We start from the raw sequence: 18,996 nt of genomic DNA, 5'->3' as shown, positions 1-18,996 counted from the left end.
GCCTCCGCTGTCCGCGCTAGGATGACTTGCGCACGCGCAAGTACCATTCGCATAACAGGCGTACCTGCTTGGCCGTATAGCCTTTTTCCACCATGCGGGCCACGAAGTCGGCGTGCTTGTTGGCATCGTCGGCACTGGCCTTGGCATTGAAGGAAATCACGGGCAGCAATTCCTCCGTATTCGAGAACATTTTCTTTTCGATCACGGTGCGGAACTTTTCATAACTGGTCCAGGCGGGATTCTTGCCGCCGTTCGAGGCCCGCGCGCGCAAGCCGAAGTTGACGATTTCGTTGCGGAAATCCTTCGGATTGGAAATGCCCGCCGGCTTCTCGATCTTTTCCAGCTCATTGTTCAGCGATTCGCGATCAAAACTTTCGCCCGTGTCCGGATCGCGGTATTCCTGGTCCTGTATCCAGAAATCGGCAAACGTCACATAGCGGTCGAAGATGTTCTGGCCGTATTCCGAATAGCTTTCCAGGTACGCCGTCTGGATCTCCTTGCCGATGAATTCCACGTAGCGCTGCGCCAGGTGCTCCTTAATATAGGAGAAGTAGCGCTGCTCGAGTTCCGGCGCGAACTGCTCACGCTCGACCTGCTGTTCCAGTACATATAATAAGTGCACGGGATTGGCGGCCACTTCGGAATTGTCAAAGTTGAACACCTTCGACAGGATCTTGAAGGCAAAGCGCGTCGACAGCCCGTTCATGCCCTCGTCCACGCCCGCGTAATCGACGTATTCGTGCATGGACTTGGCTTTCGGGTCCGTATCCTTGAGGTTTTCGCCATCGTAGACGAGCATCTTCGAGAAAATGCTGGAGTTTTCCGGGTCTTTCAGGCGCGACAGGATGGCGAACTGCGCCATCATGCGCAGGGTGCCGGGCGCGCACGGGGCTTTCACCAGCGAGGAATTGGCCACCAGCTTGTCGTAGATCTTGATTTCATCGGACACGCGCAGGCAGTACGGCACCTTGACTATATAGATACGGTCAAGAAACGCCTCGTTGTTGCGGTTGTTCTTGAACGTCTTCCACTCCGACTCGTTCGAGTGGGCCAGGATGATGCCGTCGAACGGTATCGCGCCGAAGCCTTCCGTGCCCTTGTAGTTGCCTTCCTGCGTGGCCGTCAGCAGCGGATGCAAGACCTTGATCGGCGCCTTGAACATTTCCACGAATTCCATCAGGCCCTGGTTGGCCAGGCACAGGCCGCCCGAATAGCTGTAGGCGTCCGGGTCGTCCTGCGCATAGTCTTCCAGCTTGCGGATGTCGACCTTGCCCACCAGTGAGGAAATATCCTGGTTGTTTTCGTCGCCCGGCTCCGTTTTCGAGATGGCGATCTGTTTCAGCACGGAGGGGTAGCGCTTGACGACGCGGAACTGGTTGATGTCGCCATTGTATTCATGCAGGCGTTTCACGGCCCACGGGCTGGGGATGTTGCGCAGGTAGCGGCGCGGGATGCCGTAATCCTCTTCCAGGATGGTGCCGTCTTCTTCCTCGTTGAACAGGCCCAGCGGCGACTCGTTGACGGGCGAGCCTTTCAGGCAATAGAAGGGCACGTGTTCCATCAGCGACTTGAGTTTTTCCGCGATGGACGACTTGCCGCCGCCGACTGGCCCCAGCAGATACAGGATCTGCTTGCGTTCTTCCAGACCTTGCGCCGCGTGGCGGAAGTAGGAGACGACTTGTTCGATGACTTCCTCGGTGCCGTAGAATTCGCGGAAGGCGGGGTAGATCTTGATCACCTTGTTGGCAAAGATGCGCGACAAACGCGTATCGTTGCGCGTGTCGACCAGCTGCGGCTCGCCGATGGCGGCCAGCATGCGTTCGGGCGCGCTGGCATACGTCAGCTTGTCCTTCTTGCACAGGGCCAGGTACTCGGTGAGCGACATTTCCTCTTCGCGGGTGCGCTCGTAGCGTGCTGCATAGTTATCAAAAATGGTCATGTCAATGTCCTTTAATGTAAACCTGAACTGCCAGTCACCATGGCCGCCCGCCTGGCACTCGCCTGGGCTTGCCGTCTGAACTTTTCCTGTACCCCGTACCGATTTTTATTGTTGTTTCAAGCCCGGCTGTCTTTGCGAGTCCGGATTGCCCGGACCAAAAAACTGGCGCTTGATGCCGTGTGCTGACGTGGCCAGCCGGCTTTTTTTCACTGTTGATAGCGCTTGTTGCACCTACCCTTACCCCATGAAATTAATTATTGCTCTAAAGGATCAGGAAGTCAAAAGATATGTCAGCATATCCTTAATACTTGTTTGTAAATTGTTGATTTAATTGGGTAAACTATCAAATTTTTCATCCATTTCAATGAACTTTTTTGTCCCTTTTAAATCATCATACGACAATTCGCCAGCGCGTGCCGGTGCGGGCCATGCTGCCGCCGCTGCCAGCGCCGTGGCGGCCGGGCGCCGGTGAGGCCGGCCATCTTGCGCTAAGATGCCTGCATGTCTGATGGCCCTGCGCGCCGCGCGCGCGTGCCAGCATTTTTACCGTCACCCTATAAGGAACACCCATGATGAACCCCCAATTGCGCGCGATCGTCCGCGGCATGCCGAAAGCCGAACTGCATATCCATATCGAAGGCTCGCTGGAGCCAGAACTGATTTTCGCACTGGCCGAGCGCAATGGCGTGCCGCTGGGCTATGAATCTGTGGAACACTTGCGCAGCGCCTATGCTTTTACGGATTTACAGTCCTTTCTCGACATTTATTACGCTGGCGCAAGCGTGCTCTTGAAGGAGCAGGATTTCTATGACATGACGCAAGCCTACCTGCGCCGCGCCGAAGCCGATAACGTCTTGCACACGGAAATCTTCTTCGACCCGCAAACGCACACGGCGCGCGGCGTGCCGATGGCCGATGTGATCGACGGCATCCACCGTGCCTGCCAGGACAGCCCCGTCAGCGCGACCCTGATCCTGTGCTTCCTGCGCCATTTGAGCGAGGCAGAGGCGTTCGAGACCCTGGAAGACGCGCTGCCGCACCGCGACAAGTTCATCGGCATCGGCCTCGACTCGTCGGAAGTGGGCAATCCGCCCGAGAAGTTCTCGCGCGTGTTTGCCCGTTGCCGCGAACTGGGCCTGCACCTGGTGGCCCACGCGGGCGAGGAAGGCCCGGCAGCCTACATCCGCACGGCCCTTGATGATTTGCAAGTCGAACGCATCGACCATGGCGTGCGCTGCCTGGAGGACGCGGAACTGACGGCCCGCCTGGCGCGCGAACAGATCGCGCTCACCGTGTGCCCCCTGTCGAACACCAAGCTGCGCGTGTTCGACCAGATGCATGACCATAACCTGGTGCAATTGCTCGACGCGGGCCTGCTGGTGACGGTGAACTCGGATGATCCCGCGTATTTCGGCGGCTACATGAACGACAACTTCGACGCCATCTTCGATGCCTTGCCGCTGGGCTTGTCCCACGCGCAGCGCCTGGCGCGCAACGGTTTCATCGCCGCCTTCCTGCCGCAGGCGCAGAAAGACGCTTTCCTTGCCACCGTCGATGCGTATTTCGCGCAGCACGCCGCCGCCCACGGCGCCACGCAGTAATCAGCATAAAGACCCGCCGCCCATGTTCCGCCTCTCCCTGAAAATGACCGGCCGCGACTGGCGCGCCGGGCAACTGCGTTTCCTGCTCGTCGCGCTGATCGTGGCCGTGGCGGCCCTGTCGGCCGTCGGCTTCTTCGTCGACCGCCTGCGCGCGGGCCTGAACCGTGACGCGCACCAGCTGCTGGGGGCCGACCTCGTCATCAACGCCGACCAGCCCGTCAATGCGGCCTGGCGCGCCGAAGCGCAGAGGCGCGGTTTTATCCTGGCCGACACGGTGACGTTTCCCAGCATGGCGCAGGCGGGCGAGGGCGAGCAGTCGCTGTCGCAACTGGCGTCCATCAAGGCCGTCTCGCCCGGCTACCCGCAGCGGGGCAAGCTGAAAATCACCACCAAACCGAGCGAAGCGCAGGATGCCGTGGGCCAGCCGACAGATCAGGTGCCGGCGCCCGGCACGCTGTGGGTCGATGCGGCGATCCTGTCCAGCCTGAACGCCAAACTGGGCGACACCGTGACCCTGGGCGACAAGGCCTTTACCGTCACGCAGCTGATCGCCAGCGAACCGGACCGCGGTGCATCGTTCCTCAATTTCGCCCCGAGAGTGATGCTGCCCTTGAGTGATCTTGCCGCCACGGCGCTGGTGCAGAACGGCTCGCGTGTGTCGTACCGGCTGCTGCTGTCGGCGCCGCCCGCCAAGGCGGCCGAGCTTGCGCAATATCAAGCCTGGCTGGAAAGCCAGATCAAGGCGCAGTCCATCAAAGGCGTGCGCATCGAATCGCTGGAATCGGGCAGCCCGCAGATGCAGTCGACCCTGGACCGCGCCGACCGTTTCCTGTCGCTCGTCGGCCTGCTGTCGGCCATGCTGGCGGCCGTCGCCGTGGCGATGGCGGCGCGCCGCTTCATGCTGCGCCACCTCGATGCCTGCGCCATGCTGCGCTGCCTGGGCCTGACGCAAAACCAGGTCACGGCCATGTACGTGATCGAATTCCTGCTCGTCGGCCTGGTGGGCAGCGTGATCGGCGTGCTGGTGGGCTTCGGCGGCCACCTGGTGCTGCTGGAGCTGCTGGGCAAGCTGGTGCAGAGCGACTTGCCGCCCGTGTCCCTGCTGCCCGCGCTGCAGGGCGTGGCCACCGGCATGCTGCTCTTGCTGGGCTTTGCCCTGCCGCCGATTTTGCAGTTGCGCAATGTCCCCCATAACCGCGTGATCCGCCGCGAACAGGAGCCGCCGCAGGCGCTGGCCCTGGCCACCTACGGGCTCGGCATCGCCGCCTTCGTCGTGCTGCTCTTGTGGCAGGCGGGCGACGTGAAACTGGCCTTGCTGACGGCGGCCGGTTTCCTCGGCGGCTTCGGCCTGTTCGCCCTGGCCGGCTGGCTGGGCATCAAGTCGCTGAAAACCCTGCGCGGCGCCTTCAAGCACCAGGGCTGGCGCTTCGCCGTCACGTCCTTGCAGCGCCGGCCGGGCGCCACCGTCATCCAGGTGGTGTCGCTGGCCCTGGGCCTGATGGCCTTGCTGCTGCTGACGGTGGTGCGGGGCGACCTGATGGTGGCCTGGCGCAACGCCACGCCGCCCGATGCGCCGAACCGCTTCATGATCAATATCCTGCCCGAGCAGAAAGACCCGATCGCCGCGCGCCTGGCGCAGGCCGGCGTGGCCAATGCGCCCTTGTATCCGATGATACGGGGCCGGCTGGTGGCCGTGAACGGCAACGCCATCACGGAAAGCACGTACGAGGATGACCGCGCCAAGGGCCTGGCCGACCGCGAATTCAATCTGTCGACGATGGCCGCCATGCAGGAGGAAAACAAGCTCGTGGCCGGCAAGTGGTTCAGCGACAAGCCCGGCGCATCGGCGGAGGCGTCGGTGGAAGAGGGCATCGCCAAGACCTTGAAGCTGAAACTGGGCGACAAGCTGCGCTTCGACATCGCCGGTCAGCCCGTGGAAGCGGCGATCACGAGTTTGCGCAAGCTGGAATGGGGCTCGATGCGCGTCAACTTCTTTGTCATCATCAATCCGGCCGCCATGGCGGACACGCCGCAGACGTGGATCACGGCGTTTCACCTGCCGCCAGCGCAGGCGGACCTGGGCAACGCCCTGCTGCGCGAGTATCCGAACCTGACGGTGGTCGACGTGGGCGGCGTGCTGAAACAGATCCAGGGCGTGCTGGACCAGGTGGTGACGGCCGTCGAATTCCTGTTTGCCTTTACCCTGGCCTCGGGCTTGCTGGTGCTGTATGCGGCCTTGATGGGTTCGCAGGACGAGCGTACGCGCGAAGCGGGCCTGCTGCGCGCCCTGGGCGCCACGCGGCGCCAGCTGGCCCAGGCGCAGCTGATCGAGTTTTCCCTCGTCGGCGCGCTGGCCGGCCTGCTGGCCGCCTCGGGCGCGGCCGCCATGGGCTGGGCCCTGGCCACGTACCAGTTCAAGTTCGCCTGGAGCTTCGCACCGGGCGTGTGGGCCTTCGGCCTGCTGGCCGGCGCCCTGTGCGCCATCGCCGGAGGCTGGCTGGGTTTGCGCAATGTCCTGAAACATCCGCCGCTGCAGACCTTACGGGAAGGCTAAACACTGACGCTGTCGCCCGCGCCCGCGCGTAGAAATTGCGCGTAGGACATGACCGGCTGCCCCAGCTGGTGCGCCGGCACGTCGAACAGGGCCCAGAAATACGTCACGCGGCCCAGGCAGATGGTGGGGGCGGCGCAATAGCGGAACCAGTTTTCGCCGATGTGCGCCGCATACATGCCATCGCTGTCGGCGTCGGAAAAATACGGGATCACGCGCATTTCCAGCAGGGCCAGCAGCAGCGACCCCGGTGCGTCGCTGTCGCGCGCCATTTCGTACTGCGTGTGCAGGCTGCGCTCCGTCTCGATGATCATCAGCTTGGCGTGGCCGTCGCGCGTGAAGAACAGGATGCCGCTGGGATTGGGAAAGATATAGAACTCGACGAAGCCGTGACGCTTGCACAGCTCGTGCACCACGGCGGCCAGCGCCTCGTCTTGCAGGAAACTGTAGTCGTGCAGCATCAGCAGGTCGCGCACGGTCTCCGTTTGCTGCAGGAAGAATTCGCCTTGCAGGCTGACGATTTCCTGCTCCAGGATGTCGAGCGCATCGTCGTCGCTCTTCTTGATGTAGCGGTCGATCAAGCCCCGGTTGAAGGCCGTCACGGCCACCTTTTCGTCGGCCGCGCCTGTAAATAAAATCTTCTTGCACGGCAAGTCGCGCACGGCCTGGCAAAATTCCAGGCCATTCATCTGCGGCATCGAATAATCGACCACCAGCACGGAGGGCACGGCAAAGCGCTGCGCCTGGCCGCTGATGCGCCAGATGCGTTCGATGTCGAGCGCCACGTTGCACTGGTCGGGCGGCAGGTTTTGCGTGTCGAAGTTGACGTGCAGCGGCGTTTCGCCCGGCTGCGTGCTGTGGCGCAGCCAGTGCAGCGCGCTGCTGGTGTCGTGGAACGTCTTGCGCGCCAGGCCGGGATCGAGCTGGAACGCCAGGCTTTTCAGGAAGGAATCGCTGTCGTCGATCAATACGGTCAGGGTCGGATGGGTGTAGACGGGCAGTTGCATGCGTCACCTCGCGCGGTGGATGGATGGAAAACGGCTGTGCCTGGTGCTGGCGTGTGTCTGCGGAAACTCCAGCACGAAGATGGCATACGCGCCTTCGCGCGCGACGCAACTGATGCGCGCATGCCAGGCTTGCATGATTTGCCGGCACAGGGCCAGGCCGATGCCGCTGCCGTTGTGCGAGGGATAGGAATAGAAACGGTCGAAGATCAGCGGCAATCGGCTGGCCGCGATGCCGCAGCCCGTATCGATGAACAGCAGACGCGGCACGGGCCGCGCGCCATCGATGACGATACGCACGCGGCCCTTGCCGGCGCGCTGGATGCCTTTCAAGGCATTGCGCAGCAAGTTCAGCAGGATGACTACGCACAGTTCGGACTGGCCGGAAAAGCTGAAGTCGGCGCGCACGTCGACCTTGACGATGTCGCGCTGCGCCGTGCTGGTAAACGGGTAGCGGCGCAGGACGGCCGTCACGCTGTCGTGCATGGCGACCGTCTCGTTCGCTTCGAGCTTGCGGTTGACGGCGCTGGCGCTGAGCAGGAACAGATCGATCATGTGGTGCATATGGCGCACTTCGAAGCGGATGCGCGCCAGCGCGTCCAGGCTGTCCGCATCGGGCGGCTGGCCTTGCGGGTTTTGCTGCTCCCCATGCTGCCCCCTTTGCGGCCCCCTTTGCTGCAGCCCCCGTTGCAGCCCGCGCACGTTCGCCTCGACGCTGACGAGGGGCGTGCGCAATTCGTGCGCCACGCTGCCCAGCCCGGCAGCCAGTCCGGCCAGCTTTTCCTGCGCACCCACATGGCGCCCCACCTTGACGACGGACAGCACGGCAATCGTGAACCAGTGCACGGGCAATTGCTGCAAGACGTCGCGGCTGAGCAAAAAGGCGGGATCGCCGGCCACGGCAAACGCCAGGCAGGCCAGCACGGTGCCGCTCAGGTAGGCGAGGACGGCGATGCGCGTATCGAAGTGAAACAGCACGATCAGCGCCACCAGCAGCGAATGTACCCACAGCGCCGAAGCGTGGTTCATCAGGAACATATACGTGAAGAAAAACGGCAGTTCGAAGGTCAGCCCCAGGAACAGGTAGACGCTGAACCAGGTGTTGCTGACGCGGTCAGGCCATAGCGCGGGCAGGAACAGCAGCGCCGCCACGGTGCGCAGCAGCAGCGATTCGTATTCTTGCGGAAAGAAATAATGCCATAGCGCGTAGTACAGGGGCATGCCCAGCGCACCGATGAGCGCCAGGGCGCGCACCTGGGCGCGCCGCACGGGCGTGTGTTCGATGGCGTCGTGGAAATGCAGGAAAGGCTGGAGCAGCTTGCCTTGCCACCGTATTCCGGAAGGGGACTGCGCATGCATCATGGTCAGGGGGCGTGTTCGTTGAGGCGTGTCAATACAACATCATCGGCGGGTTCCCGCCCTATCAGCAGAATATCGGCATAACTGTTGAGCTGTATCAATCTCTTGCCGGATGGCTCGCGCATGTTGGACGCGGTAGTTCCCACCGCAACCAATCAGGAGTCCCTATGTCACACGCCATTTCCCCCCTGTCGTCCCGCGCCATCCACGCCGAGCAGCTGATGCCTGCCTTCGTGCGCGCGCGCATGGATGAGCACTACGTCGAGCGCGTCGAGAAGCTGCTTGGCGGCGAACACCTGCACGAATGGCAAGCTGTGCCGGCAGGTGCCGTGATGCTCGCTGGCAATGACTATCTGAACATCGCCGGCGAGGCGGCCCTGCTGGCGGCCCAGGCGCGCGTCTTGCAGGACGGCGGCGCCATGCTGATGTCGTCCGTGTTCCTGCAGGAAGGCAGCCGCCAGCACCGGCTGGAACGCAAGCTGGCGGATTTTCTCGGCAGCGAAGCGTGCGTGCTGGCGCAGTCGGGCTGGGCCGCCAATGTGGGCTTGCTGCAAAGCCTGGCCGGGCCCGGCATTCCCGTGTACCTGGACATGCAGGCGCACGCTTCGCTGTGGGAGGGCGTGCAATCGGCGCAAGCCGTGCCCGTCGCCTTCCTGCACAACGATGGCGCCCACCTGCAGCGCCAGCTCGACAAGCACGGCCCCGGCATCATCGTCGTCGATGCGCTGTACAGCACCAACGGCAGCGTGGCGCCCTTGCTGGACATGGTGGAAATCGCCGAGCGCAGCGGCAGCATGCTGATCGTCGACGAGTCGCACTCGCTGGGCACGCACGGGCCGCAGGGCGCGGGCCTGGTGGTGGAGCTGGACCTGGCCGGGCGCGTGCATTTCCGCACGGCGTCGCTGGCCAAGGCGTTCGCGGGCCGGGCGGGGCTGATTACCTGTTCGGCCCGTTTCAAGGGATATTTTTTGTCCGCCTCGCGGCCCGCCATCTTCAGTTCCTGCCTGCTGGAACACGAGCTGGCCTGGTTCGATGCGGCGCTCGATTTCATCCGCGCCGCCGACGCCCGTCGTGCCGCCCTGCGCCGCCACAGCGTGCAGCTGCGCCAGGGCTTGATGGATCTCGGCTACAACGTCAGCGATGGCACCGAGCAGATCATTGCGCTGGAAGCGGGCAGCGAACCCGATACCTTGCTCCTGCGCAAGGCGCTGGAGCGGCGCGGTATCTACGGCGCCGTCTTCTGTGCGCCGGCCACGCCGAAGAACCGTTCGCTGGTGCGCCTGACCCTGAACGCGGGCTTGCGCGAGGACGAGTGCGCAAGGGTGCTGGCCGCCTGCGCCGCCATCCGCGACGAGACGGGCATGGCGCGCTGGCCATCGACGCGGCGCCTGCGCAAGTTGGCGCTGGTGTAGCGCGCGTCAGCCGTTGGCGGGCTGCTTGCCGGCGATCGTGCCCAGCAGCATGGACAGGGGCGCCAGCTGGTCCGCGCTGGCGGTGCCCAGCAATTCCTGGCCCAGCGCCTGCGCCGTCGTATGCGCGTGCGCCAGCAATGCCAGTCCCGCCTCGGTAATGGCGGCATAGCCGACGCGCGCATCGCGTTGGTCGGCCTGGCGCGCCACCAGGCCGATCTTTTCCAGCGGCATCAGCGAGCGCGTGATGCCGGACGCCGTCAGCGCCAGGCGCTCGGCCAGGTCGATGCGGCGCAGGCGCCCGCCGGGCGCCCGCTGCAAGTGGTACAGCAATTGGTAATCGCTGAAACTCAGGCCATGCAGATTGCCCAGGATGCTGTCGAAGCGGCGCACGATGAGCGCCTGGGCGCGCGCCAGGCGCAGGCAAAAGTCCAGCGCGCTGGCGCCGTCCGGCGGCGGGGAAGGGTGATCGGTCATGGTTTTCCTTGTGTTGGCTGCGCAGTGCTTGAGTGCGCAAGTGTAAAGCATGGCCGCTCAATACAGGGATTGCCCTTGTTCCAGCAGTTGCGCCCGGTGCAGGGCCAGCAGGGCGGCCAGCTCGGCGTCCGCATCGAAGGCGGGATCGTCGGATTGATCGACGGTGTCAATGATGTCGAAGCGGAAAGCCGCCGCACCGTCGCGCCGCCAGTCCGCCTGCAGGCGGGCGTTGCGGTGCGTGCCCAGCGTGAGTTCGAAGCGGTGGCGGTTCAGCGTGCCGGGCGCGTTGCGGCTGCGTTCGAGCAGGGTGCATCCGCTGGGCAGGTGGCGCAGCGCGAGGATGCCCAGCGCGGGCGCTTGTTGCCGGTAAGCTGCTTTCAAGGCTGCTTGCTGTGTTTTATCCATGTTGTGATTTCCTTAAGCTTGGGTGACGTAATCGGTGGTTGCGATGTGGGCAATATCCGTGAACAGGGCGGCGGCGATGGCGGCCGCCAGCAGCAGGGCGCCGCCGCCGCAGAACAGCTCGCCCACGCTCAGGTGGCGCAGCAGCGCGCCCGTGGCTGCCGCCGACAGGGGCGCCAGTCCCAGGAAGATGCCCATGAACAGCGCCATCGCCCGGCCCAGCATGGCGGGCGCCACGCGCCGCTGTATCCACGTAAAGATGGCCACCTGCACATAGCCGGACAGCAGACCCGTGACGGCCAGCAAGGCCGCGCCCTGCCAGGCCGTGCTGATCTGTCCCAGCGCCATCAGCAGGCAGCCCACGACAGCGTCGACGAGCAGCAAGGTGGCGCCGAAATGGCGGCGCAGCCTGACGCCGCCCAGGCTGGAGGACAGCATGCCGGCCAAGGTGCCGGCGCCGTGCGTGCCCAGCAGCAAGCCCAGCGCTGTGGCGCCGTGCAGGCGCTCGCTGGCCAGCACGGGCAAGGCCACTTGCAGCGGCCCCATGACGAAGAAGGCTACAACCGCCCAGTAGGCATAACAGCTGCGCAGAGGCAAGTCGCGCCACACCATGGCCAGGCCCGCCGCCATATCGCGCCACATGCCTTGCGGCGCGGCAGCCGCAGCCAGGGGCCGCAGCCTGACTTGGCGCAAGGTCCAGGCGGAAAACACAAACGTCAGCGCATCGATGGCAAACGCGACGGCCAGTGCCGCCATGGAGGTGTGCTGCCCGCCATCGTGGGCGCCCAGCACGAGCGCTGCCAGCAGGGGACCGGCCAGCAGGGACAGTTGGCGCACACCCATCTGCAAGCCATTGGCTTTCTGCAACGATGCTGCCGGCACGGCTTGCGGCAGGATGGCTGTGCCGGCCGGGATGCCGAAGGCGGATGCGATGCCCAGTGCCAGCGCGGCCGCATACGCGAGCGCCAGGCTGGCCTGGTCCAGCCACAGCAGTCCCGCCAGTGCCAGCAGGATGGCGGCGTTCGCATATTTGCTGATCAGCAGTACGCGCCGGGGCGAGTAGCGGTCGGCGATGGTGCCGCCCAGCAAGATGAGCACGGCGCGCGGGGCGCCCATCAGGGCCACGGCGATGCCCAAGCTGAGGCTATCGCCCGTCAGGCTCAGTACGAGCCAGGGCAGGGCCAGCAGGCTGAACTGGTCGCCCAGCATGGAGACGAGTCCGCCGCCCAGCAGCCAGCGGAAGTTGGTATTGCGCAGCAAATCAGTGTCTGTGGCGGTTGGCATGTTCGTCTTGTCCATGTTTAAAAATTGCATAGTAGTTGATAAAAGCTTGAGTAGTCAAGTATATTGCCATTTATTGAGGCAGATATGGCCGGCGCCGCGTGGGCCGACAGCGCTTGCGCTATCATGGCGGCCATGACTGATACCACTGCCCCCACCCTGTACGAGACCATCGGCGGCGCCCCCGTGCTGCGCGAAATGGTCGACCGTTTTTATGACCTGATGGAACTCGAAGCCGAGTTCGCCGGCATCCGCGTCATGCATCCGCCCTCGACGGACGGTTCGCGCGACAAGCTGTATTTCTTCCTGACGGGCTGGATGGGCGGGCCGGATTTGTATATCGAGAAATTCGGCCACCCGCGCCTGCGCGCCCGTCATTTGCCGTATGCCATCGGCACCAGCGAGCGCGACCAGTGGCTGCGCGCCATGGCCTGGGCCATGGAAGACACGGGCATCGAAGAATCCTTGCGCGTGCGCCTGATGGAATCGTTCTATCAGACGGCCGACTGGATGCGCAACAAACCTGACTGATCCCATGAGCCCTATCGAGTTCTACAGCCTGCTGGGCGCCGCCATCGCCGCCATCGTCTTGTTGCTCTTGCTGCTGCTGCGCCCCCGTGGCGCGGCCGGCGATGGCGCCACCACCCTGGCGCTGGTGCAGCAGCACCAGCAGCAAAGCCTGGAACGCATCGACCGGGTCGAGCGCGAAGTGCGGCTGCAATTGCAGGCGTCGGCGCAAGCCACGCGGCAAGACCTGGCGGCCGGCCTGGCGCAATTTCAGGCGGCGATCCTGCAACAGCTTGACAGCCTGCGCACGCAGATGCAGGCGCAGGGGAAAGTCGGGCGCGAAGAACAGGCGCAAAGCCTGGCGCGCTTTGCCGAGAGCACCAATCAAACCCTGGCCCAGCTGACGGAATCGAATGCGCAGCGCATGCTGGAAGTGCGCGCCACGCTGGAAAACAAGATCCGCGACTTGCAGGCCGACAATGGCGCGCGCCTGGAAGAAATGCGCAAGACGGTCGACGAGAAACTGCACGCCACCCTGGAAACGCGGCTTTCCGCCTCGTTCCAGCAAGTGTCGGAGCGGCTGGAAAAGGTCCACCAGGGACTCGGCGAGATGCAGCAGCTGGCGCTGGGCGTGGGCGACTTGAAGCGGGTGCTCACCAACGTCAAGACGCGGGGAACGTGGGGCGAGGTGCAGCTGGAAATGCTGCTGGAGCAGGTACTCACTGTCGACCAGTATGCGAAGAACGTGGAAACGGTGCCTGGGACCGGCGCGCGCGTGGAGTTCGCCTTGAAGTTGCCGGGCATGGTGGAGGGCGGCGCGCCCGTGTGGATGCCCATCGACGCGAAATTCCCCAAGGAACAATACGAACGCCTGGTCGAGGCAGCCGAGCGGGCCGATGCGGAAGGCGTGGCCCTGGCCGGCCGCGAGCTGGAGCGGGCCGTGCGGGGCGAGGCGAAAACCATCGCCGAGAAATACCTGGCGCCGCCGCAGACCACCGACTTTGCCATCCTCTTCCTGCCCACGGAAGGCCTGTATGCGGAAGTGCTGCGCCGCCCGGGACTGGCCGACGAATTGCAGCGCGTGCACCGGGTCAGCATCGCCGGGCCATCCACCCTGACGGCCTTGCTCAACAGCCTGCAGATGGGTTTCCGCACCCTGGCGCTGGAAAAGCGCTCGTCCGAAGTGTGGCAGGTGCTGGGCGCCGTCAAGACGGAATTCGGCAAGTTCGGCGACGTGCTGTCGCAAACCCGGCTGACCCTGGAAAAGGCGGCGAAGAACATCGAAAGCGCGGAAGTGCGCAGCCGGCAGATGGCGCGCAAGCTGAAATCCGTGGAAGCCTTGCCCGGCGAGGCGGCGGCCTTGCTGCTGGGCAAGGCGGACGGCGGTGCCGGCGACGGCGAGTAGCGCGCCGCCTCAGGCCGCCCGCGCTATGCGGCGGCGCACGCTGTAGACGATCAGCCCCAGACCGGCCAGCAGCATGCCCCAGGTTTGCGGTTCCGGCACGGCCGGCAGGACTGTCGGGCCGGTGGGAGGCAGGGTCGGCAGGATCACGGTGGGCGGTACGATGATGCTGCTGCCCTGGTCTGGCGGCCTGCCGCCGCCACCTCCTCCTCCTCCTCCGCCGCCGCCCGTGCCGGCCGGCGGGCCGATGTCGCTGACGGTACGCACATAATCGAAGGGCAGGAAAGGAATGCTGGCCACCTCGGGCGGCATGGCGCCGCCCGTGAACGAGCCGCCGCGCAAGGCGTCGGGATTGTCGATCACGGGCACGCCCGCCGCTTCCGGAGAGGCGGGCGCGGCGGCAACGGGTGCGGCACCGCCGGGAGCGGCAGCACCGGCCGCCGGCGGCGCCGACGCGGGCGCCTGCGTGATGCGGCTGACGTTGCGGCAGATCGTCGGCACGAGGATGCACTGGCCCTGCACGCAATACACGAGTCCCCGTTCCTGCATCTGTTCGCTCCAGCCCGCGCGCGTGACGTTGCGGCAAACGCGGCCCGGGCCGAAATGCATCTCGCTGATGCGCGCGTTGTAATTGCCCTTGCCGCGGATGGCGTCGCGGCTGATCACCACGATCTCGTCGTACTGGCGCGCGCGCATGCGCTCCTTCAATTGTTCGCGCACCTGCGGCGCGATATCCGTATAGCGGTCCACTGCCGCGACCACATCGCCCATGAACGGATCGACGCCGGGACGGTTCCAGCTGCAGTTGTCGAGCACGTCGGCGCGGGCCACGCCTTTCGCGCTGGCGGGCAGGGGCGCCAGGGACAACATGCCGAATATGACTGCCGCACCCAGCATGCAGGTGCCCGCTATCCATGGGCCGTGTTTCATTGGTAGTTTCCTCGTGAAAACAATATCAAAATTGAACTTTTCTGTGTAAGTTCGAATGTTATCACCAAAGAAACTTCAATATCAACTAATAAATAAAATTATTACAATTAGTGTTGTGTTTATTGATTTGTTTTGATGGGAAAAGATTAATTTTTTTATCTCGATGGGCGAACGGCTGCCGCACAGGGTGAAATTGATTGCGAAGGGGAAATGCAAACGGCCCGCGCAGGGCGGGCCGTGGTGGTGCTTGAGGAAGGCTGTTGAGTAAGCTGGCGCTTCAGCGCCGATCGCCTGTCGCGCTAGAAAGTGCCAGCGCAGGCAGGTGCGTCGAAGCGGGGATAGCCGATGGCCGGCAACTTGTGCAGCCAGGCGAGCACCACTGTGCGTGCACCTTGTGCATCGTGCTGCTGGGCGCCACGCTGCAGATCCGCGGCGAGCGTGGCCAGCTCGGTGCAGATGGGCTGCTTGCCAGCCTGCGCGGCCAGCAGCGATGCCAGTAGTTCCGGTAGTACCTCCGCCTCCGGCGCCGCCTGGCGCTTGGCGCGATAGTGTTGCCAGTAGCGCTCGGCGGCATCGCCATCAAAGCTGGGGACGAAACCGAACGTGGCGTCGTCGTGGTGCAAGCGGTACACGGTGGGAAAATAATGCGGACCCGTCAGCTCGCCTGGAAACAGGTCGCGCCGCAGGACATCGATGGCCAGCGATCCGTCGCGCTCCACGCGCACGGGACTGGGCGAATCGAACTGGTCCACGCTCACCATGGCGGGCGAGTTGCCTTGCATGAAGATGATCTTTTGCGTGTAATGGCGCCCGCCCAAGTGGCCGCACAGGGCCACATAGCTGTCGTTGAGGACGGTGACGGCCGCAATCGCGCCGCAGCCCGGCTGCAAGGGCGTGTTTTCCTGCCACGCAAGACTTTGATCGGCGTCGCGCACGATGCTGATGCGGCCCACGGTGGCGCCATGCAAGTCGCCCGGCGCCATTTCGATGCGCTCGTCGAAGCGCACTGTGTAGCCATTGCTGTGGACTCCGCCAGCGTACGCCGCCATGCCCTGCAGCAGGGCCAGCGTCAGAAGTAGATGTTTCATCAGGTCAACCCATGGAATAGGACGATATCGACCAAGTCGCCCGTGGTCACGTGGCCTTGCGCCTCATGCAGCACGATCATGCAATTGGCTTGCGTCATCGAGCGCAGGATGCCCGAGCCTTGCGCGCCCGTCACGCGCACGTGCTGGCACCCGTCCGCGCCCCGCTCGACGATGCCGCGCTGGTATTCCGTGCGGCCCCGCTTCTTGCGGATCGGTGCCTGCGCCGCCACCTGCAGCAGGGGCAGGGCGGCCGTGTCCGCGTCGGCGCCCATCAGGCGCAGCAGGGTGGGGCGGGCGAGGAAATAAAACGCCGCCATCACGGCCACGGGGTTGCCGGGCAGGCCCAGCAGCAAGGCCGTGTCGCCCTCGCTGGCAATCCGGCCAAAGGCCATGGGGCGGCCCGGGCGCATGTTGATCTGCCAAAAGGCCACGTCGCCCAGGCGCGCCAGGATCTCGCGCGTAAAATCGGCCGCGCCGCTGGAGACGCCGCCCGAGGTGATGATGACGTCGGCCTTGGCGCAGGCGCCGCGCAGGGCCGCTTCCAGCGCTTGCGGATTGTCCTTGACGATGCCCATGTCGAGCACGTCGCAGCCCAGGCGGCTCAGCATGCCCAGCAGCGTGTAGCGGTTGCTGTCGTAGATGCAGCCGGCGTCGAGTTGTTCGCCGAGCGAGCGCAATTCGTCGCCGGTGGAAAAGAAGGCCACGCGCAGCCGGCGGCGCACGGGCACCGTGGCGATGCCCAGAGAGGCCAGCAGACCCAGCTCGGCCGGGCCCAGGCGCTTGCCCTGCAGCAGGGCCGGCTGGCCCTGCATCAAGTCTTCGCCCTTGAAACGGCGGTTGTCGCCGGGACGGATGCAGTCCGGCGCCAGCGTGATACTGGTTTCATCGGCTTGCAGCACGAGTTCCTGCGGCACCACGCTGTCGCAGCCGTCGGGCATGACGGCGCCCGTCATGATGCGCGCGCATTGCCCGCGCCCCACTTTGACGGTGCCGGGGCGGCCCGCCAGGATGGTGTCGACCACGGCCAACGTCACTGGCGCGTCGCCGCCCAGGTCAGCCCCGTGCAGCGCATAACCATCCATGGCGGAATTGTCGTGCGCGGGCACGCTGATGGGCGAGACGATGTCGGCCGCCAGCATGCGCTCGAGCGCTTGCGGCAGCGGCAATTCCTCGATCCCGGCCACGGGCGTGACGCTGTCGGCCAGGATGGCTTGCGCCAGCGGCACGGACAGGCCTTGTGCCTGCAGGGCGGCCAGCTCGTCCGGCGTATTGATGTTGCCAAACGCGCCGCCATCCTCGAACAGCACTTCGGCCAGCTTCAGGGGGCCGTGCCAGGTGCGCATGCGGCGCTCCCCGCCGCGCAGGTAGGCATCGAGCTGGGGCAGGGCCGATGTTTTCACCAGGCAAAAGACGGGATGGGGGCGGCGCACGGTCGATCCCGTCGCCGGATCAAGCTCTTCGGTGACGGCGATGGCCAGGTCGGCATTGTCCTGCGTCAAACCGGCAGCCAGGCGCGCTGCCAGGTCGGGCGGCAGCAGGGGCGAGTCGCACGGCACGGTCAGCAGGTAGGCCGTGCCGGCGTGCTGCATGCCGCTGTGCAAGCCGGCCAGCGGCCCCAGCTGGCCCGGCAGCGCGTCCGGCCACACGGGCACGCCGAAGCGTGCGTAATCGCCGGCATCGGCGTGGACGCTGATGGCCAGCTGGCCCACTTGCGGCGCCAGGCGCTGCAGCACGTGGCGCGCCAAAGGCTGGCCATGCAGGGACAGCATGCCCTTGTCGCTGCGGCCCATGCGCGTGCCGAGGCCGCCGGCCAGGACCAGGCCGGTAATGTCGTGTGTATTGATCATGTCAGGTAGAAAAATGGGTGCATGCGCCATGGTAGCAGCGCGGGGCGTGTACCGCCCCTGATTCAGCCGCCGATGTACGACATTTCCACTTTCTTTTTACCGTGCTCAAGCGCGCCGCCTGTCAAATCCGTCTGGCTGGTGCGCAATTGCGAATAGCGGTCGCCGCGGCCGCGCCACAATTGCGCCACGGCCGAGGAAATTTCCGCGTCGCTGCGGCCGCCGCGCAGCAGGCTGCGCAAGTCGTGGCCGCTGCTGGCGAACAGACACGTGTACAGCTTGCCCTCGGTCGAGAGGCGGGCGCGGCTGCAGTCGGCGCAGAACGCTTGCGTGACGCTGGAAATGAGGCCGATTTCGCCGCCGCCATCGGCATAACGCCAGCGCGCCGCCGTCTCGCCCGTGTAGTTCGGGTCGATGGGCAGCAAGGGCATGTGTTCGCCGATACGGCGCACCACCTCGGCCGACGGGATGACTTCCTGCAAGTTCCAGCCGTTCGAGGCGCCCACGTCCATGTATTCGATGAAGCGCAGGATGTAGGGCGTGCCCTTGAAGTGGCGCGCCATGGGCACGATTTCCTGCTCGTTCATGCCGGCCTTGACGACCATGTTGATCTTGATCGGGCCCAGGCCCGCCGCGTGGGCGGCAGCTATGCCGTGCAGCACGTCGGCCACGGCGAAATCGACGTCGTTCATGCGCTTGAAGGTGGCGTCGTCGAGCGAGTCGAGCGAGACGGTGACGCGGTTCAGGCCCGCGTCCTTGAGTGCTTGCGCCTTTCTGGCCAGCAAGGAACCGTTGGTCGTCAGGGTCAGGTCCAGCGGCTGGCCCGACGGCGTGCGCAGTGCGGCCAGCATGGCGATGAGTTTTTCGATATTCTTGCGCAGCAGCGGCTCGCCGCCCGTCAGGCGGATCTTTTCCACGCCGTGCGCGACGAACAGGCGCGCCACGCGCGTGATTTCCTCGAACGACAGCAAATCCGTGTGCGGCAGATACACGTGGTTCTTGTCGAACACGTCCTTGGGCATGCAGTACACGCAACGGAAATTGCAGCGGTCGGTAATCGAGATTCGCAGATCGTGCAGGGGCCGGCCCAGGCTGTCGGCCACGCTGCCGCTGGGGCTTTCCAGCCGGTCGGGTATCGCCGGTGCCCCATTGCGGGCCTCGGCGAGGTAGATAATCTTGTCAGCCATGAAAGGTGATACCGC

General features: G+C 64.7%; 15 protein-coding genes. 5 read left to right on the top strand and 10 right to left on the bottom strand.

Going from position 1 to position 18,996, the window contains the following annotated elements; genetic code table 11:
* Nucleotides 1-16: 16 nt before the first annotated feature.
* Entirely contained in the window at nt 17-1,939 is a 1,923-nt protein-coding gene (locus AC0V2Y_RS21410; RefSeq protein ID WP_034754154.1) for a PrkA family serine protein kinase, read from the bottom strand.
* A gap of 569 nt (nt 1,940-2,508) precedes the next feature.
* On the opposite strand from AC0V2Y_RS21410, the gene AC0V2Y_RS21405 reads away from it, so the two are divergent.
* Nucleotides 2,509-3,540 carry an adenosine deaminase gene (locus AC0V2Y_RS21405; protein ID WP_475414584.1) on the top strand — a complete coding sequence of 344 codons (1,032 nt, stop codon included), beginning with the start codon at nt 2,509-2,511 and terminating at the stop codon, nt 3,538-3,540.
* Between the two features lie 22 nt (nt 3,541-3,562).
* Nucleotides 3,563-6,094 carry an ABC transporter permease gene (locus AC0V2Y_RS21400; RefSeq protein WP_475414583.1) on the top strand — a complete coding sequence of 844 codons (2,532 nt, stop codon included), beginning with the start codon at nt 3,563-3,565 and terminating at the stop codon, nt 6,092-6,094.
* Here AC0V2Y_RS21400 and AC0V2Y_RS21395 read toward each other — a convergent pair.
* Both AC0V2Y_RS21395 and AC0V2Y_RS21390 read right to left on the bottom strand, forming a co-directional pair.
* Nucleotides 6,091-7,098: a response regulator gene (locus AC0V2Y_RS21395; protein ID WP_475414582.1), complete on the bottom strand. Its 1,008-nt coding sequence runs from the start codon at nt 7,096-7,098 to the stop codon at nt 6,091-6,093. The genes AC0V2Y_RS21400 and AC0V2Y_RS21395 overlap by 4 nt on opposite strands.
* A gap of 3 nt (nt 7,099-7,101) precedes the next feature.
* Nucleotides 7,102-8,457, bottom strand: a complete 1,356-nt coding sequence (locus AC0V2Y_RS21390) for a sensor histidine kinase (protein ID WP_475414581.1) — start codon at nt 8,455-8,457, stop codon at nt 7,102-7,104.
* 164 nt (nt 8,458-8,621) lie between these two features.
* On the opposite strand from AC0V2Y_RS21390, the gene cqsA reads away from it, so the two are divergent.
* Entirely contained in the window at nt 8,622-9,866 is a 1,245-nt protein-coding gene (gene cqsA / locus AC0V2Y_RS21385; protein ID WP_475414580.1) for an alpha-hydroxyketone-type quorum-sensing autoinducer synthase, read from the top strand.
* Nucleotides 9,867-9,872: 6 nt separating this feature from the next.
* Here cqsA and AC0V2Y_RS21380 read toward each other — a convergent pair whose 3' ends face one another.
* The 3 genes from AC0V2Y_RS21380 to AC0V2Y_RS21370 are packed head-to-tail and all read right to left on the bottom strand — an operon-like array spanning nt 9,873 to nt 12,026.
* Nucleotides 9,873-10,340 carry a MarR family winged helix-turn-helix transcriptional regulator gene (locus AC0V2Y_RS21380; protein WP_475414579.1) on the bottom strand — a complete coding sequence of 156 codons (468 nt, stop codon included), beginning with the start codon at nt 10,338-10,340 and terminating at the stop codon, nt 9,873-9,875.
* A gap of 57 nt (nt 10,341-10,397) precedes the next feature.
* The gene (locus tag AC0V2Y_RS21375; RefSeq protein WP_475414578.1) at nt 10,398-10,745 is read right to left on the bottom strand and encodes a GIY-YIG nuclease family protein; all 348 of its coding nucleotides are present in this window, start codon (nt 10,743-10,745) and stop codon (nt 10,398-10,400) included.
* Nucleotides 10,746-10,757: 12 nt separating this feature from the next.
* Entirely contained in the window at nt 10,758-12,026 is a 1,269-nt protein-coding gene (locus AC0V2Y_RS21370) for an MFS transporter (protein WP_475414577.1), read from the bottom strand.
* Between the two features lie 132 nt (nt 12,027-12,158).
* On the opposite strand from AC0V2Y_RS21370, the gene AC0V2Y_RS21365 reads away from it, so the two are divergent.
* Together AC0V2Y_RS21365 and AC0V2Y_RS21360 are read left to right on the top strand one after the other, a co-directional pair.
* The gene (locus AC0V2Y_RS21365) at nt 12,159-12,554 is read left to right on the top strand and encodes a group II truncated hemoglobin (RefSeq protein ID WP_034785429.1); all 396 of its coding nucleotides are present in this window, start codon (nt 12,159-12,161) and stop codon (nt 12,552-12,554) included.
* A 4-nt stretch (nt 12,555-12,558) separates the two neighbouring features.
* Entirely contained in the window at nt 12,559-13,935 is a 1,377-nt protein-coding gene (locus tag AC0V2Y_RS21360) for a DNA recombination protein RmuC (protein WP_475414576.1), read from the top strand.
* 9 nt (nt 13,936-13,944) lie between these two features.
* Here the strand turns inward: AC0V2Y_RS21360 and AC0V2Y_RS21355 are convergent, their stop codons facing one another.
* The 4 genes from AC0V2Y_RS21355 to moaA form a co-directional block, all read right to left on the bottom strand.
* Entirely contained in the window at nt 13,945-14,862 is a 918-nt protein-coding gene (locus AC0V2Y_RS21355; RefSeq protein ID WP_475414575.1) for an MHFG family PEP-CTERM protein, read from the bottom strand.
* A 299-nt stretch (nt 14,863-15,161) separates the two neighbouring features.
* The gene (locus tag AC0V2Y_RS21350; RefSeq protein WP_475414574.1) at nt 15,162-15,950 is read right to left on the bottom strand and encodes a hypothetical protein; all 789 of its coding nucleotides are present in this window, start codon (nt 15,948-15,950) and stop codon (nt 15,162-15,164) included.
* Nucleotides 15,950-17,797: a molybdopterin molybdotransferase MoeA gene (gene moeA / locus AC0V2Y_RS21345; RefSeq protein WP_475414573.1), complete on the bottom strand. Its 1,848-nt coding sequence runs from the start codon at nt 17,795-17,797 to the stop codon at nt 15,950-15,952. The genes AC0V2Y_RS21350 and moeA overlap by 1 nt, the downstream gene beginning before the upstream one ends.
* A gap of 62 nt (nt 17,798-17,859) precedes the next feature.
* Nucleotides 17,860-18,981, bottom strand: coding sequence for a GTP 3',8-cyclase MoaA (gene moaA, locus AC0V2Y_RS21340; RefSeq protein WP_475414572.1), 1,122 nt, complete (start codon nt 18,979-18,981; stop codon nt 17,860-17,862).
* Nucleotides 18,982-18,996 lie beyond the last annotated feature (15 nt).

The sequence above is a fragment of the Janthinobacterium sp. BHSEK genome, assembly GCF_056174685.1.
This window is presented reverse-complemented; position numbering and strand designations above follow the sequence as displayed.